The following is a 25,346-nucleotide window of genomic DNA, read 5'->3' on the forward strand; positions in this document are numbered from 1 at the left end:
GGAGAGGGGACGTGCCCTGCGAGAGGTGGGCGAGGTACGGAGAGGTCGCGGCATATCCCCTTCTCCCCGCGAGCGGGGAGAAGGTGGCGGCAGCCGGATGAGGGGCTGGTCTCGCCGTCCACCCCCATCACCTCCGCCGCTCCGCGCCCGCCGCGATCGTCTGCACCAGCTCGTCCACCTCCCGCGCCAGCCGCTCCAGCGGCAGGCCGACGAAGCGGCCTTCGAGGCTGATGCTGACGACGCCGTGCACGGCGCCGAACAGGGTGCGGGCGCGGATGGCGCGGTCTTGCGCGGGCATGTCGGGCTGCAGTTCGGCCAGCGGTTCGGCGATCACATCCATCAGGAAGAGGTGTTCGTCGAGGTGCCATTGCGGCGTCGGGCTCGATTCCGGCGGGAAGTGCTCGAACAGCGCCTTCCAGAGGTTCCGGTGCTCGACGGCGAAGGCGAGGTAGCCCTGCGCCAGGTTGCGCAGCCGGTCGGTCGGCGGCCGATCCTTGGTCTCGGGCAGGGTGAGCCTCGCCTCCAGCGCCTTCAGCGTCGCGGAGTTGACGTGGATGACGAGCTCGGCGAGGTCTGAAAAGACCGTGTAGAGGCCGCCGAGCGCGCAGCCGGCATCCTGGGTGATGTCGCGGGCCCTGAGATTATCAAGCCCGTCCTTGGCGATCCGCTCGCGCGCCGCCTCGATCAGTCGGGCCTTCAGGTCTTCGCGTTTTTCTTCTCGCCTGCCGGCCATTAACCATTCCCCTTCGATTTTTGAACGTCGTTCAAAATTTATCTTGAACGACGTTCATGATTCTGCCATAACAGCTCTCGTGAACAACGTTCATAAACCGGAGGAAGGAAATGTTCAAACTGATTTCCATTTTGTTGCGGGGCAGGGCGCATGATGCCGAGCAGGCTTTCGCCGATCATCACGCCGTGCCGCTGCTTGCCCAGCAGATCCGCGATGCCGCCCAATCGATCCAGTCGGCGCGCCGCAGTGTCGCGGTCGCCATCGCCCAGAACGAGCAGGAGAAGGGGCAGCACGGGGCGATCGTTGCCCGCATCGCCGATCTCGAGATCCGCGCCTCTGCGGCGCTGACCAAGGGCAATGAGGGCCTGGCCCGCGAGGCGGCCGAGGCGATCGCCTATCTCGAAGCCGAGCGCGATGCGTCGGAGAAGGCGCAGAGCCAGTTCACCCAAGCGATCGACAAGCTGAAGGGCATCGTCCGCGCTTCGCAGGCAAGGCTGCAGGAGCTGCAGCGCGGCGAGCGGCTGGCGCGCGCCACGCAGGAGGCGCAGAAGCTTGACGTGGTTGTTGCCGGCCCGGGCCTGGCGACGCTCGACGATGCCGAGGAGACCCTAGAGCGCCTTCGCCTGCGCCAGAGCCAGAATGAGCTGACGGCCGCCGCGCTGAAGGACATGGAAGGCGCCATCCGCCCGGCCGGCATCATCGAAAAGCTTGCCAATGCCGGCTTCGGCGCGCCGCTGCGCTCCTCTGCCGATGATGTGCTGGCGCGGCTGAAGAGCCGCATCACGCCTGCTGCCTGAAACCGCATCCATCCAAGCATTCATCCATCGAACCATAGGGACAAAGACAATGAACGACAGTTTCCAGAAACATTCCGCCAGCTGGGTCAGCTTCTCCTACATCTCCTTCGGCTCGGCCGCCTTCATGCTGGCGCTCGGCCTCTACATGATGCCGCTCGATCTCTGGGGCAAAGGCTATCTCGCCATGGGCATTCTGATGCTGGTGCAGACCACGGTGAACATCACCAAGACGCTGCGCGACAATGCCGAATCCGAAAAGCTGATCCGCAAGGTCGAGGATGCCCGCACCGAAAAGCTGCTCGTCAAGTTCAATCGTAGCGATGAAGATTGACCTTCCTTAACCACAGCGCAGAGTTGTTGACGCATTCAACTTTTGCGTAACGACTCTGTGGCCTTCTCGTGTCAGCCGAAAGAGGAACGAGCCCGTGCAACACAATCTGATGACCTCAAGGAAATTCGCGCCGCTGTTCTGGACCCAGTTCCTCACGGCCTTCAACGACAATTTCCTCAAGAACACCCTGGTGTTCCTCATTCTCTTCAAGATGTCGGCCAGCGAGGGGGCCGCCCTGGTGACGCTTGCCGGCGTCATCCTGATCGTTCCGTTCCTGCTGCTCTCCGCACTCGGCGGTGAACTCGCCGACAAGCATGACAAGGCAAAGATCGCCGAACTGCTGAAACGCTGCGAGATCGCGGTCGCCGCGCTCGCGGTCATCGGTCTCGCCTTCTCCTCCATTTTTGTGCTGATGGCGGCGCTGTTCGGCTTCGGCGTCGTCTCGGCGCTGTTCGGGCCGATCAAATACGGCATCCTGCCCGATCATCTCGAACGCCGCGACCTGCCGAAGGCCAATGCCTGGATCGAGGGCGGCACCTTCATTGCCATCCTTGCCGGCACGATCATCGCCGCCTTCGCCTTTTCCGGCGGCGACAACGTGCTGATCTTCGGCACGATGATGATGGGGCTTTCGGTGCTCTGCTGGCTGGCCAGCCGGATGATCCCGCCCACCGGCTCCAAGGCTCCGGATCTTCAGATCGACCGCAATGTCATCCGCTCCAGCTACACCCTCGTCATGGAAATCCGCCAGGACAAGCGCCTGTGGCGTTCGGCGCTGATGAATTGCTGGTTCTGGCTGGTCGGCGCCTTCGTCCTCTCCATCCTGCCGACCATGGTCACCGAGTTGCTCGGCGGCTCCGAGATCGTCGTGCCGGCCTATCTCACCGTCTTTGCAATCGCCGTCGCCGTCGGTTCGGCAATTGCCGCCTGGATGTCCTCCGGCCGCATCGTGCTGCTGCCGGCCCCGGTCGGCACGGCGCTGCTCGGCCTCTTCAGCCTCGATCTCGCCTGGAACCTCTGGGGCCTGCAATCCACAAGCCATGCAACGACGATCGCCGGCTTCTTCGCCGGCCAGCATACCATCCGCGTCGCCATCGATCTCGCCGGCATGGCAATCTCCGGCGCCTTCGTCGCCGTTCCCACCTTCGCCGCCCTGCAGACCTGGGCGCATGAGGACCGCCGCGCCCGCGTCATCGGCGCCGCCAATGTGCTCTCGGCCCTGTTCATCACCGTCGGCCTCGGCCTCGTCGCCGCCGTCCAGGCGATGGGCGCTTCCATCCCTCAGATCCTGATCGGCCTCGGCATCATCAATTTCGCCGTTGCCTGGATGATGCTGAAGACGCTGCCGACCAATCCCTTCCGCGATTTCATCTCGATCCTGTTCCGCGCCTTCATGCGCCTCGAAGTCGAGGGTCTGGAGAATATCAAGAAGGCCGGCCGCGCGCCGATCATTGCGCTCAACCATGTCAGCCTGCTCGATGGTGCGCTGGCGCTTGCCATCACCGAGGAAGAGCCGACCTTTGCCGTCGATTACAAGATCGCCCAGGCCTGGTGGGTGCGGCCCTTCCTGAAGATGTGCAAATTCCTGCCGCTCGACCCGACCAAGCCGATGGCGACGCGTTCGCTGATCAAGGTGGTGCAGGATGGCAACCCGATCGGCATCTTCCCCGAGGGCCGCCTGACGGTGACCGGCACGCTGATGAAGGTCTATGATGGTGCCGCCATGGTCGCCGACAAAACAGGCTCGATGGTCGTGCCGGTGAAGATCGACGGGCTGGAGAAGAGCTATCTCTCCTATCTCGACAACGGCAAGATCCGCCGCCGGCTGTTCCCCAAGGTCAAGGTCACCATTCTCGAGCCGGTGAAGCTCGACGTGCCGCCGGAGCTGAAAGGCCGCAAACGCCGCACGGCGGCGGGTGCAGCCCTCTACCAGGTGATGTCGAACCTCTTGTTCCGGACCGCCGATACCTCGTCGACCGTGCTCGATCGCGTTATCCGGGCCGGCCATGAATTCGGCATGAAAAAACTTGCCGTCGAGGATCCGGTCACCGGCCGGCTGACCTATGGCAAGCTCCTGACCGGTGCTGCCGTGCTCGGCGCAAAATTCCGCACGATGTTCCCGGAAACCAACCTCGGCGTCATGCTGCCGAATGCCAATGGCGCCGCCGCCACTCTTTTGGGCGTGATGACCGCGGGCAAGGTGCCGGCGATGCTGAACTTCACCGCGGGTGCCGCCAATATCCTCTCCGCCTGCAAGGCCGCCGAAGTCAAACATGTGCTGACCTCGCGCGCCTTCGTCACCCAGGCCAAACTTGGCCCCGTGATCGCCGAGATGGAAAAGCAGGTGACGATCGTCTGGCTCGATGATCTCCGGGCCGAAATCTCACTCAAGGCCAAGATCCTCGGGTTTCTGAGAAAAGCGCGGCCGCTGGTCAAGCGCCGGCCGGATGATCCCGCCGTCATCCTCTTCACCTCGGGCTCCGAAGGCACGCCGAAGGGCGTGGTGCTCAGCCACCGCAACATCCTGTCGAATGCCGCCCAGGCCGCTGCCCGCATCGATTTCCACAGCGGCGACAAGGTGTTCAACATCCTGCCGGTGTTCCATTCCTTCGGGCTGACGGCCGGCACCGTGCTGCCGCTGATCTCGGGCGTGCCGGTCTATTTCTATCCGTCGCCGCTGCATTACCGCATCGTGCCGGAGCTGATCTATGTCTCCAACGCCACGATCATCTTCGGCACCGATACCTTCCTCAATGGTTATGCGAGGACGGCCCATCCCTACGACTTCCGCTCGATCCGCTATATCTTCTCCGGCGCCGAGCCGGTGAAGGCCGCGACCCGCCAGACCTATATGGAAAAATTCGGCCTGCGCATCCTCGAAGGCTACGGCGTCACCGAGACGGCACCGGTGATTTCGATCAACACGCCGATGTACAACAAGTCCGGCACCGTCGGCAAAATCCTGCCGGGCATGGAATGGAAGCTCGAACCGGTGCCCGGCATCGAAGAGGGCGGCCGGCTGCATGTGCGCGGCGCCAATGTCATGGCCGGCTACCTCCGCGCCGAAAAGCCGGGCGTGCTCGAGCCGCTCGCCGACGGCTGGCACGATACCGGCGACATCGTCACCATCGACGAGGACGGTTTCGTCAAGATCCGCGGCCGCGCCAAACGCTTCGCCAAGATCGGCGGCGAAATGATCTCGCTCGCCGCCGTCGAAACGCTCGCCGCCGAACTCTGGCCGGGCGCCCTCTCGGTCGTCTCCTCGCTGCCCGACGCCAAGAAGGGCGAACGGCTGGTGCTGCTCACCGACGCCCCCACCGCCACCCGCGCCGAATTCCTCGCCTTCGCCAAATCCAAGGGCGCCATGGACATGATGGTGCCGGCCGAGGTCAATATCGGCAAGGTGCCGGTGCTGGGTTCCGGCAAGGTCGATTTCGTCGCGGCGCGCAAGCTGGCGGAAAGTGCGGTGCAGGCGGGGGAGGCGGCGTAGGCGTCGTGTGGCAGGCCGTCAGGCGCAAACCGGAATTGTTGCCGGCGCATTGCAAGACCCCTCCCCAACCCCTCCCCACAAGGGGGAGGGGCCAAGCCGTGGTCCCGGCGGCGACCAAAGGAGAGGTCCTGCCGGCTGTTACCGTTAGTTTGGTACGATGCGGGGTCACGTGAAGCAGTGCGGCACGTTAGCCCCTCCCCCTTGTGGGGAGCTAGGGCATATACATATCTCGCAAAGCCCATCCATCGGCGACGGCTCGAAAGTATTTGAGGCCGTTGAAGAAGGTGATTGGGCCCGGCGGCTTGGCCGAGGCGTAGCCGTTCCAGCCGCCGAGCTTGGCGATGATCCAGGCGGCCCAAGCCAGCGAGGCCTTAGAGTGGGGATTGGACTGCAGCTTGGTTGTGCCCTTGAAACGGCTTTCGAGGGCGGCGAGGGTATCGATCTCGGCTGCCGTGAAGGTCAGGCTTGCCGGCTGGTGATCGCCGCCGCTGCGGGCTTGGACGAGCTGGAGGACGATTGCTGCGGCCTTGGCGGCGATGGCGACGAGCTTTTCCAGCCGTGCCGCCAGATGCAACTGGCTGTCCTCGATCTTGAAGCCTTGGTTCTTCATCACCCGAAAGAACTGCTCGATCATCCAGCGCTGCTTGTACCAGGCGACGATCTGCCAGGCATCGGCCGGGCTGCTGAGCCAATGGGTGGTCAGGAGCAGCCAGTGCAAGGGCTCGACACCGTCGGGGGCGGCCGGTTCAACGATCTCGACCCAGCTCAGCCTGACGCCATCGGGCAGGCCGGCCTCGCGCAGGTTTTGCGGCCGCCGGATCGTCGCTTCGCCGAAGCGCAGGCACACCGTCGCCTGCCGCGCCGGACGGTCGGCGCGCTCGCGCAGATCAATCGTCTGAGTATCGCAAAACGCCACCGTTTCGACCGCGCGGCGCAGTTTGGAACCGTCGATGAGCGCATGGTCATGCATGACGCGCGACAAAAGATCGAAGCGCCGATCGGGCAGGCGCGCCCACATGATGAAGAAGTCACCCTCCCGGTCGGCGATCGCCGTGACCCGGGCCGCACGCGAAAGCACCAGTTTGGCCGCCTCTGCCGTCTCCACCCAGCGCCGCGATTCCTTTTCGTTCAACGGCCGCTCGGCATGCGGCGTAAGCTCTTCGCTACCCCGCGTCCAGACCCGGCCGCCCACCAGGCCAAGGCAGCTGCCGGTGTCGGCATCGAGCGCCAGCATCGGATGCAGCAAAAGGCCAAAGCAATTGCCTTTTTTGATCTTGCCCAATTCCCGCCGGCTGTCCGGCGTCGTCGCAAACTTGATCTCGCTGGTGTCCTGCAGCGCCAGCACGTGGCGACCCTCAACCGCAGACCGGGTCTCCTGGCTCCAGCCGGCAATGATCTCTTCCACGCTCACCGCACTGTTGTTGAGAAAACGCCCGAACCGGATCTCCTGCGAATGGTTGCCCTCGGCCAACTGGCGAAGGCAAACCGTCTCGCGCAGCACAATGCGACGGAGCAGCACCGCCCCCCCTTTATCGAGACGACGATCTCCAAACCGGCCCAACGAAAAATCATGCCCTACATCCATCGGCGACGCTCCCAAATCAAAACGTCGCCAAAACAATCATACGGCCCGCAGTAAAGGAATCCGACCCCCGCAAACCGAGTCAATCCGTCGCACCGACTTATGTATATGCCCTAGCTTGTGGGGAGGGGTTGGGGAGGGGTCTTGAGACGGGCGCCGGCGCGGTGATCCCCGCAGGATCGACACGCAAACCCTGTCAAAATTCGGCTTCGACAACTGGCTGCGCGTCTTTGCGCTGACCTGGAAGAACAGCCCGTCGTCGTGAAGCCAGGACGATTTCGTCGCGCCGCTGGTCGTCTTGAAATTGCGCTCGGCGCGGATTTCGAGAGATTATCGGCCACGCTCAGCGGCTCGATACACGCACTGCGCCGGCAGCTCGGAGACTGCGCTGGACGGCGGCGACCTGGCGGGATGCGATATCCACCGAGACCTCGATCTCGCCTTCGAGTGGCCCATCGCGACGGGCGCCATCGTCATGAGAGGCATCCCCGCCTGATGGCGCCGAACCGGCACTGTTCCGGTCGCTTGCCGACTGGATAAAGATGTCGGGCCTCGAAATCCCATGCTGCTGAACCAGATGTTCGACCGCCAGATCGGCGGCTTCGCGTGTTTCGAACCTGGCTCGGATCGTGGTCGTGCTGTCGTCCGCCATTGGCTGCCTCCTGATATCGATGTCCACACGATGAGAACGCCTTGGGCGGCTGGTAGTTTCGACGGCGGTCCCGGCCGCCGATTGGAATCGTTGATATCGCATTCCAAGCCTGCTATGTTCTGTTTTTGTTTCGGCGCGCAATTTCAGAGGCCGATCCCATCGCGATCGCTGAAACCGCCATGAACGAGACAAGCTCACCCCCCATCCGGAAAATCGTCCATGTCGACATGGATGCTTTTTATGCGTCGGTCGAGCAGCGCGATAATGCGGACTTGCGCGGCAAACCGATTGCCGTCGGCGGGTCGGCCGCCCGGGGTGTGGTGGCGGCGGCGAGCTATGAGGCCCGCAAATTCGGTGTTCACTCGGCAATGCCGTCTGTGACTGCCAAGCGCAGATGTCCTGACCTGATCTTCGTGCCGCCGCGCTTTGCCGTCTACAAGGCGGTGTCGCAGCAGATCCGTGAGATCTTTGCCGAATACACGCCGATGATCGAGCCGCTGTCGCTCGACGAGGCCTATCTCGATGTGACGCAAAATCTGAAGGGCATGACGATCGCCACCGAGGTGGCTCTGGAGATCCGCGCCAAGATCAAGCAGGTCACCGGCCTCAACGCGTCGGCCGGGATTTCCTACAACAAGTTCCTTGCCAAGATGGCAAGCGACCTCAACAAGCCGAACGGCCAGGCTGTGATCACGCCGAAGAACGGGCCGGCTTTCGTCGAGCAGCTTCCCGTCCGGAAATTCCATGGCGTCGGACCGGCAACCACTGAGAAGATGCATCAACTCGGGATCGACACAGGCGCCGATCTCAAGGAGAAGACACTCGAGTTCCTCGTCGAGCATTTCGGCAAGTCGGGGCCCTATTTTTACGGCATCGCCCGCGGCATCGACGAGCGCCAGGTCAAGCCTGACCGGGTGCGCAAATCCGTCGGCGCGGAAGATACCTTCTCAGAGGACCTCCACGCCTTGGAGCCTGCTCGCGAAGGGCTCCAGCCGCTGATCGAAAAGGTGTGGGCTTACTGCGAGGCCAACGGGATCGCCGCCAAGACAGTGACGCTCAAGGTGAAATATGCCGACTTCAGCCAGATCACGCGCAGCAAGACGGTTCTGGCACCCCTGCCGGCAATCGCCGACCTCGAGGATCTGGTCAACCTGCTTCTCGCGCCGATCTTTCCGCCGCGAAAGGGCATACGGCTGCTCGGCGTCACCCTCTCTTCGCTGGAAGGACGTGCACCGGCCGCGGAACCGCAACTGCGGTTGACGTTCTAGACCGCCAGCATCGGCTGGGCGGAAGCGGCGTCACGCCGCCCGCTGACATCCTGGGCTTTGCTCGCGCTCTCCTCGCATCAATGCGCCTGGCGTCTTTGATATCGGTCGCCAACGTGACGCGCCGGCCTGGGCGGATGCGCGGCGGGCTTGGCCTTCCAGGGGGCCAGCACCGTTGGCATGCCGGCTTCGAGGCAGGCTGCGACAAAAGCCTCCCGCGCGACCATGCTCGGTATGATGCCGTTGAGGGCGCCGCGACACGTCTTCACCGCCCGATCATGGCGCTCTCCATGACGCAGCGGCCACTCGTTTTCGAGAAAATCCAGGGCGTCGTAGACGCTTGTGAAGGCGCGCTCCAAACCGCACTGCAACCGGAGCCTCACCGGCCGAACCCATGGGACATCGTTCAGCGGCATTTTTTCCTCCTTTCACGCCACCAATGATCCTGATCGAAATGATATTGTGGGCGACAGCGGACCGTTCAAGAGCCTAGGACCAGCCCAATTTTTGATCGGCGCGATGACGCAACCTTGCGTCTCCGGCTGCCGCAGGCGCCCGGTGCCCATGAGAGGCTGTGTGAACCGAGCGATTGCCGCAAATCTCTTCTCCCCTCGGGGAGAAGGTGCCGGCAGGCGGATGAGGGGGGCCACACGGCACACCCCTCTCGTAACAACCTATCCGGCGACTGAGACGACGCGGGCGGTATGGAACTCACATGCTGTTGTTGGAAAGACCGGCGTCGCCGGCCCCCCCCCGCCCTACGGGCACCTTCTCCCCGAGGGGAGAAGAGGGAATCGAGAGGTTGCGGCATATCCCCTTCGCCCCGCGAGCGGGGGTCCGGAGGACGGGGCGAGACACGTGGCTCGACCCTGGCAAAGGTGGCGCCAGCCGGATGAGGGGCGGCTCCAAGCGCGAATTTGTCGACTTCGTCAGCAGCATAACAGGCGGCACCCGGGCCGCCTGTCTTCGCCTCTTCGACAAACCGTCCGTTACTTCTGTTCGGGCGCCAGAAACTCTGCGCAATAGGACGGGCCGTTGACGCCGGGGATGTCGGCGACGGTGCGGATGTCGCGGATCGTGTAATCGGAGTTGGTGGTGATTTCGGCCTGGCAGCGCAGATAGGCGGTGCGGGCCGACGCGATTTGCTTGCCGCGCTTGCCATCGGCGCCTTCGGCATATTTCGCCGGAATGCGCACGGTCTTGTAGCCGCCCCGCCAGGTATAGATTGTGCTCGATCCTTGCTCGCTGTCGCTGATCGGCGGCCCGTAGGCGGCAAAGAAGACGCCGGCCGATTTGCCCACCCAGCGGGCTTCGATCGGGTTGCCGGCGGAAGGAATGGTCGTGCATCCGGCGAGCGCAATGGCAAGCCCGGCCGCGGTCATCATGCGGAAATTCATCGTGTCGTCCCTGATCTCAAGCGCATTGGCTGGCAAGCCGCCGTCGCAGCGGTTTCGCCTGTCCCGTCTGCCCTTTAGCGCGGAACCCGGCAAAAGAAAATTGCCCCTTTGAGACTTAAGTTCGATTTGCGGCAGGTGTGTCTTTTTGCTGCAGCCGCTCATCCGTAAACCCGTCGCAACCCCGTCAAAAATTCCGCCGGCTTTTTGGAATTTGGTGCTTGTGCAACCAGATAGGCTGTTCTATAGAAGCGCCGCTGGTCACGGAGTGTAGCGCAGTCTGGTAGCGCACCACGTTCGGGACGTGGGGGTCGAGTGTTCGAATCACTCCACTCCGACCAGTCTGAAGCCCCGCTCCGGCGGGGTTTTTCGATTCTGCTGATCTCAGCCAAAAATTCCCCAGGATTTCATCGTGAGGCGCAGAACCAGCGTGGGGCATCATCGCCAAACCCTGCCGCGTCCCTGGCCGTCCTCGCGCCTTGCGCGCTATGGATCAAAAAGAAGCCCCGCCGAAACGGGGCAAATTGGGAACGGACGGACCGCATAGGAAGGAAGGGTTGGCGTACGGCCCCGTCACAAGAGGGGGCACCTGTGCGATCCTTGTGGCCAAACGACGGATAGTCGGAAGAGTTCCTGTGCGATTCCGCACCAATCGGTCGATAGATCGCCGGTCGCATCAGTCGTTCCGCCGCTTCGTCACAAGCCGTGAAAAGCCCCGCGCCTGAAGGATTGCAGTCGGCACCTTGTTTCATTCGAATAAGAGCACATTTCGATGGAGTAAGCGTCGTCAGGAAAACAAATGGCTTACGAGCCGGATATGGCCATCGTCTTCGATAGCGTGACAAAGGCGGTGATCGTCAGTTTCCGCGGCGTCACGGTCTATCTGCCAGGTCCCTATGCCGACCGAAAGGCGGCCGTCCTGACCGCCGAAGCGCATTGCCGCCGACTTGGCTGGCGAGATTGATTGCGGCTTTTAGCAACGATCCGTAAAAGGCAGATATTTATTTTGTGAATCGCTCGTCCTTTCGCAATGAGCGCGCATGCCGAGGCAAAATGTGCTAGGGTCCTTGGCCGGTATCGAAAGACCGCTACCGGTTTATCGCCGCTGATCATCAACAATTTCAGCGGCTTATGTGCGGTTTTGTCATAAACGCACACTTCCCGGGGACCTATGGCCAAACCAACGGCCGTCCCGTAGTTTTTCACCAACTCACAGGCGTTTGGTTTTGACATCCAAGCTCCCATGCGGAGCCGCTATGACTCACATTGACCAATCGACTGTCGAAAATACCCTGCTGAAAATGTTGAGCCCGGACCGCTTCGAACGCCTCTCGGAAGGGATGGAGCGCGTCGACCTGCCATTACGGCATGCTCTTGTCGATCACGACGTGCCGACCACGCATGTCTGCTTCTTGGAAAGAGGCCTGGCATCCATGGTTGTCAGCAGCATCGACGAAGAAGTGGTGGAAATTGGCCACATCGGGCGCGAAGGCGTATCCGGCATGCACGTCGTCCTGGCAGTAGAGACCACCCCCACGCGCACCTTCATGCAAGTCGCAGGGTCGGGAATTATGGTGCCGATGGAGACGTTTCAGCGCGCGCTCGCCGATGATCCCGAGATGAAGGATTTCTTCCTTCGCTATGTTCACACAACCGTGCTGCAGCTTGCCCATTCGGCGCTCGCGAACGCCCGCTACAATATGCATGAACGGCTGGCTCGGTGGATCCTGATGTGCCACGACCGCCTTGAAGGCAACAACCTGGCTATTACCCATGAATTTCTGGCATTGATGCTCGGCGTCCGGCGTTCCGGCGTCACCAATGAACTACACGTCCTTGAGGGCGTCCACGCCATCCGATCGACCCGCGGAAACGTGCGAATATTGGATAGGGAAAAATTGATCGAAATTGCCGGTGGCTGCTATGGAGTGCCGGAGCGCGAATACGAAAAGGTGCTGGGTCTTCCGCTCCGCGCCAGGTAGATCAGTCCATTCGCTTAACCGCTTCCGAAAAGGGCAACACGAGCAGGATATCGCCTGCTTCATTTCTGATCTCGATGCTTCTTGACGTAATGTCATATCCGAGCAGCACGGCACTGCTCATCAATGCGCGAGCATCACGCACCGCTTCCATGCGAGCAGCGTCCAGACCGGGAAGCTCGGTTCCTTCCCAGTCTTCGAGCGACCCGGCTTCCGACAGGATATTGAAGTAGAAGCGTGGCATTCGAAATCCTTCAAAGCCCGGCAGGATAAGTCGCTTATTTTGCCGTTCAGCAGGTTTCAAATCAACAGTATCGGGCATGCTTTCGTCATCGATGCCGATGCCCTTACGGCCACTGTGCGCAACCGCACTGATAGTTGGCAGCGAGGAGCCAATGGCTTAAATTTTTTAGCGCGAGCTTGAACTCAAGATGAACCCGGAGCGGCAAGGCGTAGGAGGATGATATGATCGATTTCAATCTCTCGCTCCGGACGAAAGACGTGAACGTGCTTACGGAGGCTATTCGGACCTGGTACCGGCATAATCATGTCACGCCGACGGAACGAGCAACGCAATTGCTCTGCAGCGCGGCTGCCGATCTTTATAGCCAAGGGCACAGGACGCCGGAGGAACTGGCTACGCTGCTGATCACCAGGTTTGACAGCCCCTATTCGGTGCAGGTCAACGCAGCGACGTCCACTGCTCATCACTAAAGCATGTCGCGCAAAAGTGTGCAGCGGTTTTGCGACAACGACATGCGTAAAAACAAAGACCTAAAGCGCGACAAGCGAATCTGAAAGATCGCGACGCGCTTTAGCGATCGGTTTCATCCCTTGGCGGACCGTAGGCGCTCTCGGATTTTGGAGGCATCGAAATGCTTCAGTCCCTCATTACCTTGTCCGATCAAGAGATCGAACTCGTCATCACTGCGGTTCGGCAGTGGTGTACAAAGAACCACTGTGAGATCGATAGCAACGAAGGCCGCCGCGCCCTGACCCTTGCCATCGATCTCGTCCAGAACTCCGCCCGGGATAGGCTCCTTCAGAACTTGACGGATCGCCTTGGCCCCCGGTCCGGTCAGATGGACGCGGAAACCTTCGGCGCTAGCTGACCAGCAATGAGTGCCTCCATCTGGGGTCAGGACTCACCAATCAGAGCCGGAAGATGACGGCCGCAGCTATGGGAAGACGTTGCCGCTAGAGCGGTTCATCGCTTCTCGGAATCGCTAGATTCTCGAATCAGCAAATATGTGATTCCTGATGGGTACTGGAAAGGAGGCCAGTATCCATGACACGACCATATTCCAATGATCTTCGTGAAAGAGTTGTCGCTGCAGTTGCGGCCGGTCAGAGCTGCCGGGTGGTGGCGGATCGGTTCGATATAGCTGTTTCCTCTGTGGTGAAGTGGTCGCAGCGTTATCGAACGACGGGCAGCGTTACGCCTGGGAAGATGGGCGGCCATCGCCGGCGGGTGCTGGAGCCGCATCGTGCCTTCATCATCGAGCGGATTGAGAAGACCTCGCATCTGACGCTGCATCGTCTGAAGGACGAACTGGCGGCGCACGGCGTGACAGTCTCCCACAACGCCATCTGGCAGTTCATGCGTCGCGAAGGCTTCAGCTTTAAAAAAAACACTATTCGCCCTTGAGCAAGGCCGTGCCGATATCGCCCGGCACCGCAGGCGCTGGAAAGCCTGGCAAAGCCGTTTCGACCCGAGTCGTTTGGTCTTTATCGACGAAACTTGGATCAGAACCAACATGACGCCGTTGCGGGGCTGGGGGCCAAAGGGCAAAAGGCTGCACGGCTTTGCCCCGCATGGCCGCTGGCGAACGCTGACCTTCCTCGGCGCGCTCCGCTGCGATCGGCTAACCGCGCCCTGCGTCTTCGACGGCCCGATCAACGGCGAGTGCTTCCGCGCCTATGTGAGCCAGCAACTGATTCCTACCCTCAAATCCGGCGACATTGTCATCGCCGACAATCTCGGTTCTCACAAATCCAAAGCAATCCGGGATGCCATCAAGGCGGTCGGGGCAAGGCTGTGGTTCCTGCCGAAATACTCGCCCGACCTCAATCCGATCGAACAGACATTCGCCAAAATCAAGCATTGGATGCGCGAAGCTCAAAAGCGAACCAGCGAGGATACATGGCGCCATCTCGGGCACCTCGTCGAAACCATCAAACCAGACGAATGCGAAAACTACTTCCGCAATGCAGGATACGCTTCAGTCAAAACATGAACCGCTCTAATAGCCGTCGTTGGCGCCTCGCGGACGTTATAACCATTGCTGGACCTGTCGTATTCGTCCCCCGTGGATGGAACTGCTTTCATTGTCGGGCGTTTTTGCCAGTTAGATCGGGTACTGCCGGCATTCCGCCGGCACTGCCGAATGGGAGAAAAATCATGAGAACGATATTGATTGCGATAGGCGCGTTAACTGCTTTAGCCGGATCCGCTTTTGCGGCCGAGCCTGCCAAGATGGTGGACACGAAAATGGGCAAGGTCCTGGCGACTGAAAAAGGCATGGTCCTTTACACCTTCGACAAAGATACAAACGGCAAATCCAACTGCGATAAGGATTGCCTGAAGAAGTGGCCGGCTTTCCACGCCGGAGCCAAGGCCAAGGCAGAAGGCGAATGGACTCTGGTCAAAGCTGCGGATGGCAAAGAGATGTGGGCCTACGAGGGCAAGCCGCTCTACACCTATGTCGAGGATAAGAAAGCCGGTGAAGCCAAGGGCGACGGCGTTGGGGGAGTTTGGCACGTGGCCAAATAGCTGAATCGGGGACCGCTTGAACGGGCGGTCGCCGGATCGCCTTGAACCGCAAGACCGAGAAGCCGCGGGCCGATGGAACTTGCGGCGCTGTGCTGCGATCTCAGCCGCCGACTGTGATCTCACCATCCGCAACACGTTTGACAAATATCTTCAAACCGTCATGCCTGAGTTTATTCCAACCGCCGTCGGAAATCTTCGGATCATTCCGACCGGAACGCGGCGGGAAGATCGACAGAGACATCAAGCGGCTGGAAATGCCGCAGGTTTTCCGTAATGACAGTGAGGTCATAGGCGCGCGCGGTCGCCGCGATGATGAGATCGCCGAGGCCGGGATGACGGCCCTGGCGCTCGGCGTCATCTTCCAGGGCGCCGACGATGCGCGCGACAACGGTATCCATCGGCAATATCCGATCGCCGAAACTGTCGGTGATGGAGTCCAGCCATGCCGAAAGGCGCTTTGCCCGCTCGATTCCGCCGCGACGGTGAAGGCTCCGCATTCCCTTCTCGATCTCCGCGACTGATAGAGCCGACAGAAAGAGAGCATCGGCGTCGCCTTGATCACGAAACCATGCCCGCACCGGATCGGACGGCGCCACCTTGCCCGGCGCGAACTTCGAAATGATGTTGGTGTCGAGAAGATAGGCGGTCACAGATCGATATCCCGCATTTTCGATCGGTTCCGCTCCAGCTCGACCTCGCCGGGAAACGTCAGCAGAAAATCCCCGAAATTCGGCCGTGGCTTCCTCAAAGCCCTTTTCGCCGCCTCGGCCGCTTCGACCGAAACAAGCACGGCAGCGGGCTTTCCGTGCCGCGTGATTGTCACGAACTCTCCGCTTGCCGCTTCATCCACCAGACCGGCGAAACCCGCCTTTGCTTCTGCCACGCTGATTGTCGACATTAAAGTCTCCCATCTTAAATGACCATATATGGTCAAAATAGACATTGGCGTCGACGAAATCAAGAGGAGGATTTTCCAAGGGTGCTCGCCCTCTCACGTTCTAAAGATAGCCGGAATCGTTTGACGATGGCACTAAAGCGACGACGAGAGAGGGCGTTTGAAACGGTTGAGTGAGCATCGTGAAGGGATATTGCGTGCAAAGGCCAGACCCTCGGATCTCATATAACGACTTGCAAAAAAGAAAGCTATCGCTGACGTTGTGGCGACGATTTAGGTTCGCCCGGAACCGGCAATGGTACATCCATAAGGTGAATTACCGATTCCGGTAGGGCAATGAACGCCAGCGGAGGACTAATGCTGACCGACCTTCCACTACGGGCAATAGACGAGATTAACGCTACTCTCGCCATCATTGGATATGATGAGGCATGGGTTCTAGTTGAACAGCGCGATGACCCGATAACCCGGATTGGTCAAAGCCTTTTTAAGATGGCGCGAAATCTTCTCGATCAAATGATTAGCGACATGCAGCTTTCCGCGAAGATTCACGTCTGTTTGGTGATGGACAAGGGAAGAGATTTCCAAGCCTGTGCCATACGTCTAGGCGAAGATGAGTATTGCATAATGATTTGGCTTGCTGCGGCAATCAGGACGTCGGCAAGTATATCTCGGATTCTGAGTACGTCAGTCTCTGCAGAGTTTTTTTCTGCAGATTTCCCCGTCTCCAAAAATCAGCTTACCTCGCCAATGGGTGACACGTTCGAGGCTTACGCCGCTCTTTCGCTACTTCCCATATTAGATCTAGGCACGAAGTTAAACGAGTTTCGTAACCAGCTAGATTCTACTGCGCTTGAATGGCTCGTCCTGCATGAGCTTGGTCACATCGTAAACGGCCACCTTGCGCTGGGAAAGACTGTAAATGGTGTAACGTATATTCTCGAATATGATCTCGAGGCTGACCGCAACGAAAACATTACCCATCAAGCGCTCGAGATGGACGCCGACTGCTTTGCGAACCTATTCTGCGTGCAGGGCGCATTAACACGACGTCTTTCAATTGACCAAATCGATACTGGGGATGAAGGCAAACGGGTTGAAAAACGACTTCAGAGTTATGTATTCGCCGTCTTAGCAATCATACGCGGGTTCGATCACGCACCTTTTGAGATCGAAACTTTGTTCGATTCAGATCACCCTCCCGGTGGCGTTCGAATGGGCTACTTGCTGGCCCAAATGCTTGTGATGGAGAAGGAGGGTAAGATAGATTTTGGTGGCGTCAACGTAAAGGAGGCTACTGGCAAAACGGCGGTGAGCCTGGAGCGAGCTATTTCTGAAGCTACAGGCATCGATGGAAATGGCGGAAATTTGTTGGCGGCATTTGCGATAGGTGATTCATTCTTGGCGCCAGTTCTGTCACGATGGGCGAAGGTTTATCCTGAATTGAACGCTGCTAAGATCAGCCCCTTCAAACTCGCCCCACCACAATACGAGCCGGCTTGACTGCCGAAACTAGAACGCATCACAATATTATTGCCGGGTTGCCTTTTAACCGGAACGAGTCCCGAAGTGATTCGTTAAGTCGCGTGTCCAGCGTGAGGGGGCTGCATCATGAGCAAGCGACGAAGCTTCAAGCCGGTGAAAATCACCATCAATGGGAAGACCAGAACCGTCTACAATGTCGTTCAGGCGGGGAACACCTTGCTGAATGACTGGCCCGAGCAGACGCCGGCGGCCAAGGTGGCCGAGCGGCTTGTGCTTGATGTGTTCAATGATGCGGCCGGGCCGGAGCAGGTGCGCCGCGCATTCATTACCGCGGCCAAGGCGAGCGACATCAAGTTCAGCTCCTGATCCGTGGTGTTTGGCAAAAGCCCTGGCTCACTTCCATGATACCTGCTCCTGGTTTCGCAGATCCCGGGTTTTGAACTGCGTCTCCATCCAGACGGTCGAGATGATCGCGGCGAGGAAGCCGAAGGCGAGGCAGGCGATGGCCTGGGTCCGCCACGAGACGAAGGTGACCGGCGTCGGGGTGGTGGGCTTTTCAGCGCATTCGTCGGGCGGGCAGGCGCAGCCGGAAAAGGCCTTGATCAGGCAATCGCTCATGCTGCGCCGCTTTTCACCGTGTCGATGGCGGCGAGGATCTTCTGGTGAAGCGGGCAGCCGCGATCGTCGCTGCCATCGAAAAAGCGTTCGGCCTCCACCAGCGCCGTCAGCAGATCGGGTGCCCCGGCGGTGACGCGGCCCTTGGCGCGGGTCTTTTTGTTTGCTCCGGCCAGTGGGGCCGCAGGAAGGGAAGGGCTCTCGGTTGAAGCAGGTGTAAGCTTGGCAGCGGGCATCTCCGTTCCCCTCAGGCGTAGAATTGATCGTTGTTGGCGATGCCCATGATCTCGCGGGCGTAGCGGTAATGCTCCTCGACGGAAGCCGCCGCCCCGCGCAGCCAGGACGGGCCGCGGATTAAATGTTCGGGACGGCGGAGGAACGCAAAGCCGAGCGCGCCCATGCGCTGGGCCTCGATTGCCATATAGGCGCGGCAGTCGCCGATCGTCTGTGCGCCATTCCAGCGGGCATCCCGCCTGCTTTCCTCGGTCTCGATATTGCGGATGTGCTGCATTGCCTGTCCTCTCGCCCATTTGATCGGCTTGAGGAGAAAGGTATATATAATACCCTATCACGTCAATGATGAGAGGTATAAAAAATACCTCAGTGATTGACGAGGTACGAATCGTAGGTTTATGTCTGGGGCCAGTGATTGGGCGACCGGGTGCAACTCCCGAGCTGACGAAGCCCAGCGGCGCGGGAAGCGAAAGTCCTTAAGTGCGCTGTCAGAAAATCAGGACGAGGGCGAAGCGAATGGCCCCTCTGGCACGTGTCCCATCCCGGCTCCGGCCTTCAGGACTTGGCCAATGCTCTCCCGGCTTCATGGGCTTTGCTCATGGGGTAGGGGGAAGCTTTGGCCGGAACCCTCCCTCACCAGCCTTCAGGAACCTTCTCCTCCCAAGCCTAGAGCGGTTCATCGCTTCTCGGAATCGCTAGATTCTCGAATCAGCAAATATGTGATTCCTGATGGGTACTGGAAAGGAGGCCAGTATCCATGACACGACCATATTCCAATGATCTTCGTGAAAGAGTTGTCGCTGCAGTTGCGGCCGGTCAGAGCTGCCGGGTGGTGGCGGATCGGTTCGATATAGCTGTTTCCTCTGTGGTGAAGTGGTCGCAGCGTTATCGAACGACGGGCAGCGTTACGCCTGGGAAGATGGGCGGCCATCGCCGGCGGGTGCTGGAGCCGCATCGTGCCTTCATCATCGAGCGGATTGAGAAGACCTCGCATCTGACGCTGCATCGTCTGAAGGACGAACTGGCGGCGCACGGCGTGACAGTCTCCCACAACGCCATCTGGCAGTTCATGCGTCGCGAAGGCTTCAGCTTTAAAAAAAACACTATTCGCCCTTGAGCAAGGCCGTGCCGATATCGCCCGGCACCGCAGGCGCTGGAAAGCCTGGCAAAGCCGTTTCGACCCGAGTCGTTTGGTCTTTATCGACGAAACTTGGATCAGAACCAACATGACGCCGTTGCGGGGCTGGGGGCCAAAGGGCAAAAGGCTGCACGGCTTTGCCCCGCATGGCCGCTGGCGAACGCTGACCTTCCTCGGCGCGCTCCGCTGCGATCGGCTAACCGCGCCCTGCGTCTTCGACGGCCCGATCAACGGCGAGTGCTTCCGCGCCTATGTGAGCCAGCAACTGATTCCTACCCTCAAATCCGGCGACATTGTCATCGCCGACAATCTCGGTTCTCACAAATCCAAAGCAATCCGGGATGCCATCAAGGCGGTCGGGGCAAGGCTGTGGTTCCTGCCGAAATACTCGCCCGACCTCAATCCGATCGAACAGACATTCGCCAAAATCAAGCATTGGATGCGCGAAGCTCAAAAGCGAACCAGCGAGGATACATGGCGCCATCTCGGGCACCTCGTCGAAACCATCAAACCAGACGAATGCGAAAACTACTTCCGCAATGCAGGATACGCTTCAGTCAAAACATGAACCGCTCTAAGAGAGAGGAGTGAGAACTGAAGCTGGAGTATGAAGCTAAGAGAAAAAAGGAGGTCGGCCATGCGCAACGAAATCGAAATCACCGACGAAGTGATCGAGGCGGGTCTGGATGCCATCCGGCAAGGTTCAGAGCGAAATCCTAAAGACCATAGATCTCCCGCGCGGCGCTGAACGCCAGGAGAAACACCGCAAAGGTCACGATATAGAACCAGATTCTGCCGGTGCGCGATGTCGGTTTTAGCATCTTTTACCCTTTGTACGACGTTTGAATCATCGAGATATTCTTTAACGGACGACCTGACGTCGCGACGTTATTGGCAATCGCTTGCCCTCAGGTCGAAACTCGACTGCCCATCCTTGAAGGCGTAGTTGTAGACGGCGAGTTCGGCCTCGCCCGAATCAAGCTTCGGCTTCCAGAAAGAGCACACGGATGGGGCAATGCCTGATTTCATAACCGCTCCATCCGTTAAAGGGAGGGAATCGCTCAGACGGTAAAAATATCGGACCGTCTTCCCCTCGACAGAGATGCGCTCAAGAGTGGTAATGGCGTCTATCTTCTGCGGCAGATTAGCGTTCGCCTCGTCATTCTGGATTCTGGGAATGACGATCAGTTTGGTGACTTGGCTTGAGCTGGCAAGAAACAGAACAACAATGATCGTTCTCGCATTCGGAAATCGCTTGGCCGCCAGATGGCCGACAGCCGCGCCGATCGCTCCGAATATCCCCCCAACCAAGCCGTAAACAACCGGCGCCGGCCATGTTCCCATAAAAGCAAGCATTTCCCCTCCAATGTTATCTTCTGCTGATCTGCCCGGCAGCTTGGTGATGTGCGCACACGGGTGCCGGTAGTACACACAAAACGGTGAGATCGTCGAGCGCGCCCGGCATGGAACCTCACATCTCGATGATCGACCGGCGGACGCGGCCGACGATGGTGACGGCGCCCTGGAATTCCGGTGGCGGCACGTCTTCGTAGGAAGCGGGCTGGAAGGGCGGGTCGTCATTCGGGCGATAGCGCTTGTAGGTTGCGGCCCCCGTCTCGTCGGCGACGACATAAAGCGCATTCGGCGCCAGGCGCTTGTCGCGCAGATTGACGAAAATGATCGAGCCCGGCGGCGAGATCTTGTTCATCGAATTGCCCTCGACCTCGAGCGCGATCCATTCGCCATCGGGCAGATCGAGGGCGGCGACCGTCGGGAATTCCGAAAAATCGGTGATCGGCGCCTGCTCGCTCAGCTGGCCGGCGCTGACCCAGGAGATTTTTGGGACATCGGCGACTGAGGCCGGCAGCTCATCAGGATCGAGCGCGTTGCCGGTTCCGAACTGCAGCCAGTTGAGATTGACCTTGAAAGCGCGGGCGTACTTCTTCGCATCGGCAATGCCGAAGCCGTTGCGGCCGGATTCATGCGCCTTGTAGACATTGGCATTCCAGCCGAACCGATCGACGATCGCCTTCGGCCCGGCAAAGCCGGCATTCTTCCTGGCCATGACCAGCCGCTTTGCGCGTTCTTCGCGCTCAAATTGTTCCTGATCTTTCAACATGATATAAAAAATACCCCAAATTAAGGTACATGTCATGCCCTAATGTGCTTGACATTACGGGTATTAATTGTACCCTAATCGCCATGACAAACACCGACATCATCAGCGACCACATAGCTTTTCTGGCTTTACCGGCCTGCGCGCCGCGTCCCGCGGCTGGGGAGACGGCGCCATGAGGTTCACCATTTCCTCGGAAGAGCGGCTCCATGGACGTCATGCCGACCGGCGTCGTCATCCGCCGGCCGCAAGGCCCAAGGGGAGGGCGGATGTCGGTAATATCAGTTCGCAACGAGGACATCCCCTTCCTCGCCAAGGCCCTGCAGCAGGTGCTGAACGCCAACCGGGAGGTTGATTCGCTATGAGCATCTCCACCTCCGCCCGCGAGATCCTGCGACCGAGCGGCCGCTACACCGGCTGCCCGACCTGCGCAAAGGCGCTGTCGATCGCCGAAGTGATCGAGCGCCACTGCGAGAACTGCGGCCGGCCGACGCGCCCGGAAGAGATGCGGGAGACGATGATTTCGCAGGGCGTTCTGCCGATCCCCAACCCCGATAGCCCAGCCCCTCCCTGACGGCTATCGGCCGCTGGCGTCGTTGCCCTCCCTCGGCGACGCCAGCATCCTCGGGCGCGACTGTGTCGTGCCCATCGGGCGCGGCGATGCCGTGCCCACCGGCGCGACGATGTCGTGTCCGACCCAGGCGGCGGCCTGGCAGACGACCGGAGCCTTTGCTCGCGCAAGAGCCGGCTCCGGTCGTCATCGATGAATTTGAATCAAGCACGGGACGAGCCACCCGCTCCGGCGGGAACGGCGAGCTGCGTTCGAAATCTGAAAGAAGGATCAAGCGATGAGCATCCAGGCCGAGGCCGCGCCAGCGCAGCAAACCAATCACATGAACGCGCTGGAACTCTTCCGCACCGGCCGAGACTACATCGAAATATCAGCCATCCTCGGGTGGCCGGTGCCCTCGGTGGAAACCGAGATCCACTGGCTGCGAAGCGCTGAGAAGGGCGACACCGCCCAGCAGGACCATGCCTGTGGCGAGACCAGGCGGCTTCCTCACCGCACCGCCAGGCCCGGCGCCCCGGTCAATTTTGCCGGTGGGCGGCGGAGGCTGCGGGCTTGAAGAGGCCATCTCAACCCGGAAAGGCACATCGCATGGCTAAGGACACAGTGAGCGAGGAGATCATGGAGATCCTCCGCCCGGTGCTGGGCGAGGAACTGGCGGCGGCGATCATCGAGCATCGCAAGCGCACGCTGAAGAAGCCGCTGACGGTCTATGCCGCGCGGATGCAGGCCAGGGAATATCTGATGACCGGCGATCCGGTCGGCGCCGCCGAGATGCAGATATTCCGCGGCTGGCAGGCGATCAAATGCGACTGGTACCTCAAGGAGAAGGCGAGGGAAGCCGGGTCGATCAACAGCAGCACGAGAAGGACAGCAGTGGATGCCGCACGAGATTTCCCCTCTGGTGAAGATCATTTCGGGGATGCTTTCTGGCTTCCCGGCATCCGCCGGCACTGATCCCGACATGCAGATCCGCGCCTATCTCGTCGCCGTCGAGGGCCTGCCGGCAGAGGCGGTCTGGCGGGCCGCCAAACGCTTCATCTCCGGAAAGGTCAGGGACCATAACCGCGCCTTCGCCCCGAGCTCGGCAAGCTTTGCCGAAGAGTGCCGCCATCAGCAGGCGGCGATCGAGGCCGAGCGCCGGCCGCGCCTGGAAGCAGAGCCCGAGGTGCCGCGGCCGAAAGTGCCGGCCTACAAGATGCAGCTGCTGCGCGATGCAGCCAATGGCAGCCGCAACGCCAAGCGGGAGCTCGCCCGCATGTTTCCCGACAACCCGATCATCGCCCGCGCCGCACGCGATGCACAGGAGGCAGCCAAGTGACCATCACCTTTTGGACGGAAGACAAGATCGTCAGGGCGGAAAAGCTCTGGAAGGAAGGGCTGTCGGCGAGAGAAATCGCCAACCTGTTCGGCTCGAAGAAGAACACCGTCATCAACATGGCGCATCGAAACCGCGACAGGTTCCCCTCGAGGCAAGACACCTGGCATCCGCAGCCGAAGCCGGGCCCGCCCATCCAGCCGATCCGCCACCCCGACCGCGTCACGCGGGTGACCCTGTCCGGCGCGCATGTGACGATGCCGCGCGTGCCGTCCATCGATGGGCCAGCGGAGCCATGAGCCACGTCACCCCACGCGAAACCGAAGTGATCCGCTGGATGGCGTCGGGCAAGACCGCCGCCGAGATCGGCACCATTCTCGGCATCTCGCCGATCACCGTGAACACCCACATCGCCAACGCCAAGATGAAGCTCGGCGTCTTCAAGGAAACGGCGCTGGTCGCCGCGGCACTCAGAAACGGCATCATTCGATAGAAGGACGATCAGCATGGGCGGCAAAGCCACCAAGGTGAAGACAGGACGGGTTAACAAGGGCGCCGGCCGGCCGCGCAAGGAAAATGTCGAGCGTTTTCCCGGCGGCAAGATCAAGCCCTTCGAAACCGAGAAGGACAATATCAGCGTGGCGATCTCAGCCCGCCGCCGCATCCACGGCTTCGGCCGGACGGTTGATGACGAGACGGTCAGGAGCCCCTTTGCCGGCTACACCCTCGGCCGCATGTTCCTCGACGGCCTGATCACCGCCGAACAGCGCCAAGCCGGCGACGACTATGCCGAGGCGATCGCCCGCTACCACAAGACGACAGGCATCCCGGCCCCGAGCCCGAGGGCGCAATCGCTGTTCTCAGTCAAAGTCCACGAAGGCGAGCAGACCGAAACCTTCGCCGACCGCGCCCGCAAGGCCAGCAACCGGATGATGGCGCTGCAGGGTATCCTGCTGCGCTGCCCCGACGGCCCGCAGGTGCGCAGCATGGTCTATAACGTCACGGTGATGGACTACGCCCATCTGCGCCAGATGCCGCCGCAGCAGCTGTTGTGGCTGCGCAGGGGGTTGACGGCTTTGCGGGGGGCGAGGAGTGGGTGATGCAGTGGTTCACCCCCTGTCTTGAGCCGTCGGATTTGCGGCTACGACTGTGTCCGGCGGTGTTCCAAGCTGAGCCACAAACGGACATTGCTTCCATCGTAGAACGTTGTTAGGCATACTCAATTTTAGTGTCCGCAAGCCCTTCGAGAATTCCAATCATGTCCTCGACAACCGACGAGCACGTATGAATTTTGCCGCTGTTATATTGGGTGTGCTCCTCATTTGCGCATTGCTGTTCTTAGCAGCTATCGCAATTCTGTTTCTGGGGCTGCGACGCATGTGGCGACGGACGAGACCTGATCAGCGCTTCCTGAGAACTCTCATTATAGCTTTGGGTCTGGCGGCTATCGCATTGCCCTATGTTGCGATCAAAATTGGCGAGCGAAGGTCCGTTCTCGCTCGCGTTCCCGAACCACTCGAAGTGGCAGAGATCGAATACCGCCTGGAGGAATCTTGGGGCGTCGGTTTCATGCCCGGGGACAACGAAACCGGTTTCGTCGTCTATCGGCTGACCGATGACAGCGCAGACTGGGCGCGGAAACAGGGCAGCCAACTGGGCAACATGCTGGAGGGAGCAAAAGGAGCGTGGCGTGAAACACCGGTCGACGACAGTGGCGACGAAACAGCGATAGGCCGTTGGCACACCTACGACCGTGATCTGGATATGATGGCGGTAGAGCGTCCCAAGCACCACCCTGCGACGATATTTGAATACCTGGAAAAGTACGGCTTCACGATCTCAATTGCTCAAGGGCGGGATCACGAAGCCAACCAGTCGATACAGTCAAGTGGATCGTTTTACTCCTACGGACAAGGCGGCAGTGTCACGATCATTGATCCGGGCCGGGGTAAGGTTTATTTCGCCTATGCCGGATGAGCAT

General features: G+C 60.2%; 34 protein-coding genes, 1 tRNA gene and 1 pseudogene. 23 read left to right on the forward strand and 13 right to left on the reverse strand.

Annotation, left to right across the window (positions count from 1 at the left end):
- Positions 1-127: 127 nt before the first annotated feature.
- On the reverse strand, positions 128-733 hold the full coding sequence (locus N1937_RS03740) for a TetR/AcrR family transcriptional regulator (RefSeq protein ID WP_260057506.1): 606 nt from the start codon (positions 731-733) through the stop codon (positions 128-130).
- A gap of 110 nt (positions 734-843) precedes the next feature.
- Here N1937_RS03740 and N1937_RS03745 point away from each other — a divergent pair, with 110 nt between their 5' ends.
- The 3 genes from N1937_RS03745 (at position 844) to N1937_RS03755 (ending at position 5,351) form a co-directional block, all read left to right on the forward strand.
- A complete protein-coding gene (locus N1937_RS03745) occupies positions 844-1,530 on the forward strand; it encodes a PspA/IM30 family protein (protein ID WP_260057507.1) in 687 nt (228 codons plus the stop codon).
- A gap of 49 nt (positions 1,531-1,579) precedes the next feature.
- Positions 1,580-1,861, forward strand: coding sequence for a YiaA/YiaB family inner membrane protein (locus N1937_RS03750; protein WP_003569708.1), 282 nt, complete (start codon positions 1,580-1,582; stop codon positions 1,859-1,861).
- 94 nt (positions 1,862-1,955) lie between these two features.
- A complete protein-coding gene (locus N1937_RS03755; protein WP_260057508.1) occupies positions 1,956-5,351 on the forward strand; it encodes an acyl-[ACP]--phospholipid O-acyltransferase in 3,396 nt (1,131 codons plus the stop codon).
- 211 nt (positions 5,352-5,562) lie between these two features.
- Here N1937_RS03755 and N1937_RS03760 read toward each other — a convergent pair whose 3' ends face one another.
- Positions 5,563-6,870 (reverse strand): IS4 family transposase, encoded by a 1,308-nt coding sequence (locus N1937_RS03760; protein ID WP_017963437.1) that lies wholly within the window; start codon positions 6,868-6,870, stop codon positions 5,563-5,565.
- 406 nt (positions 6,871-7,276) lie between these two features.
- Positions 7,277-7,585 (reverse strand): hypothetical protein, encoded by a 309-nt coding sequence (locus N1937_RS03765; RefSeq protein WP_260057509.1) that lies wholly within the window; start codon positions 7,583-7,585, stop codon positions 7,277-7,279.
- Positions 7,586-7,764: 179 nt separating this feature from the next.
- On the opposite strand from N1937_RS03765, the gene dinB reads away from it, so the two are divergent.
- Entirely contained in the window at positions 7,765-8,853 is a 1,089-nt protein-coding gene (dinB, locus tag N1937_RS03770; protein ID WP_260057510.1) for a DNA polymerase IV, read from the forward strand.
- 77 nt (positions 8,854-8,930) lie between these two features.
- Here dinB and N1937_RS03775 read toward each other — a convergent pair whose 3' ends face one another.
- Positions 8,931-9,266, reverse strand: a complete 336-nt coding sequence (locus N1937_RS03775) for a DUF982 domain-containing protein (protein ID WP_222298873.1) — start codon at positions 9,264-9,266, stop codon at positions 8,931-8,933.
- A gap of 573 nt (positions 9,267-9,839) precedes the next feature.
- A complete protein-coding gene (locus tag N1937_RS03780) occupies positions 9,840-10,247 on the reverse strand; it encodes a hypothetical protein (RefSeq protein WP_017963207.1) in 408 nt (135 codons plus the stop codon).
- Between the two features lie 261 nt (positions 10,248-10,508).
- Here N1937_RS03780 and N1937_RS03785 point away from each other — a divergent pair.
- The 3 genes from N1937_RS03785 (at position 10,509) to N1937_RS03795 (ending at position 12,226) form a co-directional block, all read left to right on the forward strand.
- Positions 10,509-10,585: transfer RNA gene (locus tag N1937_RS03785), tRNA-Pro, on the forward strand.
- Between the two features lie 458 nt (positions 10,586-11,043).
- Positions 11,044-11,208 carry a hypothetical protein gene (locus tag N1937_RS03790; RefSeq protein WP_165406122.1) on the forward strand — a complete coding sequence of 55 codons (165 nt, stop codon included), beginning with the start codon at positions 11,044-11,046 and terminating at the stop codon, positions 11,206-11,208.
- Positions 11,209-11,500: 292 nt separating this feature from the next.
- A complete protein-coding gene (locus N1937_RS03795; RefSeq protein ID WP_260057511.1) occupies positions 11,501-12,226 on the forward strand; it encodes a Crp/Fnr family transcriptional regulator in 726 nt (241 codons plus the stop codon).
- A 1-nt stretch (position 12,227) separates the two neighbouring features.
- On the opposite strand, the gene N1937_RS03800 is transcribed toward N1937_RS03795, so the two are convergent.
- The gene (locus N1937_RS03800) at positions 12,228-12,467 is read right to left on the reverse strand and encodes a DUF6894 family protein (RefSeq protein WP_162118286.1); all 240 of its coding nucleotides are present in this window, start codon (positions 12,465-12,467) and stop codon (positions 12,228-12,230) included.
- A gap of 221 nt (positions 12,468-12,688) precedes the next feature.
- Between N1937_RS03800 and N1937_RS03805 the strand changes: the two genes are divergently transcribed.
- The 4 genes from N1937_RS03805 (at position 12,689) to N1937_RS03820 (ending at position 14,996) form a co-directional block, all read left to right on the forward strand.
- Positions 12,689-12,937 carry a hypothetical protein gene (locus tag N1937_RS03805; protein ID WP_162118251.1) on the forward strand — a complete coding sequence of 83 codons (249 nt, stop codon included), beginning with the start codon at positions 12,689-12,691 and terminating at the stop codon, positions 12,935-12,937.
- Between the two features lie 161 nt (positions 12,938-13,098).
- Positions 13,099-13,335, forward strand: coding sequence for a hypothetical protein (locus tag N1937_RS03810; protein ID WP_260057512.1), 237 nt, complete (start codon positions 13,099-13,101; stop codon positions 13,333-13,335).
- 176 nt (positions 13,336-13,511) lie between these two features.
- Positions 13,512-14,460, forward strand: a protein-coding gene (locus N1937_RS03815) for an IS630 family transposase (RefSeq protein ID WP_085991549.1) whose coding sequence is annotated in 2 segments (ribosomal slippage) — positions 13,512-13,847 and positions 13,849-14,460 — 948 coding nt in all. Because the reading frame shifts where the segments join, the coding sequence is not laid out codon by codon here.
- A gap of 164 nt (positions 14,461-14,624) precedes the next feature.
- Positions 14,625-14,996 (forward strand): COG4315 family predicted lipoprotein, encoded by a 372-nt coding sequence (locus tag N1937_RS03820; protein WP_162118249.1) that lies wholly within the window; start codon positions 14,625-14,627, stop codon positions 14,994-14,996.
- A 200-nt stretch (positions 14,997-15,196) separates the two neighbouring features.
- Here N1937_RS03820 and N1937_RS03825 read toward each other — a convergent pair whose 3' ends face one another.
- A complete protein-coding gene (locus N1937_RS03825) occupies positions 15,197-15,646 on the reverse strand; it encodes a type II toxin-antitoxin system VapC family toxin (protein WP_017963214.1) in 450 nt (149 codons plus the stop codon).
- Positions 15,643-15,894 carry a type II toxin-antitoxin system Phd/YefM family antitoxin gene (locus N1937_RS03830; RefSeq protein ID WP_026154036.1) on the reverse strand — a complete coding sequence of 84 codons (252 nt, stop codon included), beginning with the start codon at positions 15,892-15,894 and terminating at the stop codon, positions 15,643-15,645. The genes N1937_RS03825 and N1937_RS03830 overlap by 4 nt, the downstream gene beginning before the upstream one ends.
- A 354-nt stretch (positions 15,895-16,248) precedes the next feature.
- On the opposite strand from N1937_RS03830, the gene N1937_RS03835 reads away from it, so the two are divergent.
- Complete coding sequence (locus tag N1937_RS03835) at positions 16,249-17,394, forward strand: hypothetical protein (protein WP_017963216.1); 1,146 nt, start codon at positions 16,249-16,251, stop codon at positions 17,392-17,394.
- A 108-nt stretch (positions 17,395-17,502) separates the two neighbouring features.
- Positions 17,503-17,742 (forward strand): DUF982 domain-containing protein, encoded by a 240-nt coding sequence (locus N1937_RS03840; RefSeq protein ID WP_003546088.1) that lies wholly within the window; start codon positions 17,503-17,505, stop codon positions 17,740-17,742.
- A gap of 27 nt (positions 17,743-17,769) precedes the next feature.
- Here N1937_RS03840 and N1937_RS03845 read toward each other — a convergent pair whose 3' ends face one another.
- Genes N1937_RS03845 through N1937_RS03855 form a run of 3 tightly spaced genes read right to left on the reverse strand, consistent with a single transcriptional unit; the run spans position 17,770 to position 18,502 of the window.
- Positions 17,770-17,994, reverse strand: coding sequence for a hypothetical protein (locus N1937_RS03845; RefSeq protein WP_017963217.1), 225 nt, complete (start codon positions 17,992-17,994; stop codon positions 17,770-17,772).
- The gene (locus tag N1937_RS03850; RefSeq protein ID WP_017963218.1) at positions 17,991-18,227 is read right to left on the reverse strand and encodes a hypothetical protein; all 237 of its coding nucleotides are present in this window, start codon (positions 18,225-18,227) and stop codon (positions 17,991-17,993) included. The genes N1937_RS03845 and N1937_RS03850 overlap by 4 nt, the downstream gene beginning before the upstream one ends.
- Before the next feature lie 11 nt (positions 18,228-18,238).
- Positions 18,239-18,502 carry a hypothetical protein gene (locus N1937_RS03855; RefSeq protein ID WP_017963219.1) on the reverse strand — a complete coding sequence of 88 codons (264 nt, stop codon included), beginning with the start codon at positions 18,500-18,502 and terminating at the stop codon, positions 18,239-18,241.
- Positions 18,503-18,982: 480 nt separating this feature from the next.
- Between N1937_RS03855 and N1937_RS03860 the strand changes: the two genes are divergently transcribed.
- Positions 18,983-19,931, forward strand: a protein-coding gene (locus tag N1937_RS03860; RefSeq protein ID WP_085991549.1) for an IS630 family transposase whose coding sequence is annotated in 2 segments (ribosomal slippage) — positions 18,983-19,318 and positions 19,320-19,931 — 948 coding nt in all. Because the reading frame shifts where the segments join, the coding sequence is not laid out codon by codon here.
- A gap of 320 nt (positions 19,932-20,251) precedes the next feature.
- On the opposite strand, the gene N1937_RS03865 is transcribed toward N1937_RS03860, so the two are convergent.
- Both N1937_RS03865 and N1937_RS03870 read right to left on the reverse strand, forming a co-directional pair.
- Positions 20,252-20,719: a hypothetical protein gene (locus tag N1937_RS03865; protein ID WP_027668505.1), complete on the reverse strand. Its 468-nt coding sequence runs from the start codon at positions 20,717-20,719 to the stop codon at positions 20,252-20,254.
- A 115-nt stretch (positions 20,720-20,834) separates the two neighbouring features.
- Positions 20,835-21,482, reverse strand: a complete 648-nt coding sequence (locus N1937_RS03870; RefSeq protein ID WP_011650846.1) for a S24 family peptidase — start codon at positions 21,480-21,482, stop codon at positions 20,835-20,837.
- A 172-nt stretch (positions 21,483-21,654) separates the two neighbouring features.
- Here N1937_RS03870 and N1937_RS03875 point away from each other — a divergent pair.
- The 9 genes and pseudogenes from N1937_RS03875 to N1937_RS03915 all read left to right on the forward strand — a co-directional run bounded on the left by N1937_RS03875 (position 21,655) and on the right by N1937_RS03915 (position 25,342).
- Positions 21,655-21,844: pseudogene (locus N1937_RS03875) on the forward strand (hypothetical protein).
- Positions 21,841-22,053, forward strand: a complete 213-nt coding sequence (locus tag N1937_RS03880) for a hypothetical protein (protein WP_260057514.1) — start codon at positions 21,841-21,843, stop codon at positions 22,051-22,053. Before N1937_RS03875 ends, N1937_RS03880 begins: the two are co-directional and overlap by 4 nt.
- A gap of 274 nt (positions 22,054-22,327) precedes the next feature.
- Positions 22,328-22,606 carry a sigma-70 family RNA polymerase sigma factor gene (locus tag N1937_RS03885; protein ID WP_260057515.1) on the forward strand — a complete coding sequence of 93 codons (279 nt, stop codon included), beginning with the start codon at positions 22,328-22,330 and terminating at the stop codon, positions 22,604-22,606.
- Positions 22,607-22,638: 32 nt separating this feature from the next.
- Positions 22,639-23,004: a hypothetical protein gene (locus N1937_RS03890; protein WP_260057516.1), complete on the forward strand. Its 366-nt coding sequence runs from the start codon at positions 22,639-22,641 to the stop codon at positions 23,002-23,004.
- Positions 22,970-23,368: a hypothetical protein gene (locus tag N1937_RS03895; RefSeq protein ID WP_180694243.1), complete on the forward strand. Its 399-nt coding sequence runs from the start codon at positions 22,970-22,972 to the stop codon at positions 23,366-23,368. Before N1937_RS03890 ends, N1937_RS03895 begins: the two co-directional genes overlap by 35 nt.
- Entirely contained in the window at positions 23,365-23,664 is a 300-nt protein-coding gene (locus N1937_RS03900; protein WP_260057517.1) for a GcrA family cell cycle regulator, read from the forward strand. The genes N1937_RS03895 and N1937_RS03900 overlap by 4 nt, the downstream gene beginning before the upstream one ends.
- Positions 23,661-23,858 (forward strand): response regulator transcription factor, encoded by a 198-nt coding sequence (locus N1937_RS03905; RefSeq protein WP_260057518.1) that lies wholly within the window; start codon positions 23,661-23,663, stop codon positions 23,856-23,858. The genes N1937_RS03900 and N1937_RS03905 overlap by 4 nt, the downstream gene beginning before the upstream one ends.
- 13 nt (positions 23,859-23,871) lie before the next feature.
- Complete coding sequence (locus tag N1937_RS03910; RefSeq protein ID WP_260057519.1) at positions 23,872-24,465, forward strand: hypothetical protein; 594 nt, start codon at positions 23,872-23,874, stop codon at positions 24,463-24,465.
- Positions 24,466-24,649: 184 nt separating this feature from the next.
- Positions 24,650-25,342, forward strand: coding sequence for a hypothetical protein (locus N1937_RS03915; protein WP_260057520.1), 693 nt, complete (start codon positions 24,650-24,652; stop codon positions 25,340-25,342).
- The last annotated feature ends 4 nt before the right edge of the window (positions 25,343-25,346 follow it).

The organism is Rhizobium sp. WSM4643, assembly GCF_025152745.1.
GTDB lineage: Bacteria > Pseudomonadota > Alphaproteobacteria > Rhizobiales > Rhizobiaceae > Rhizobium > Rhizobium leguminosarum_I.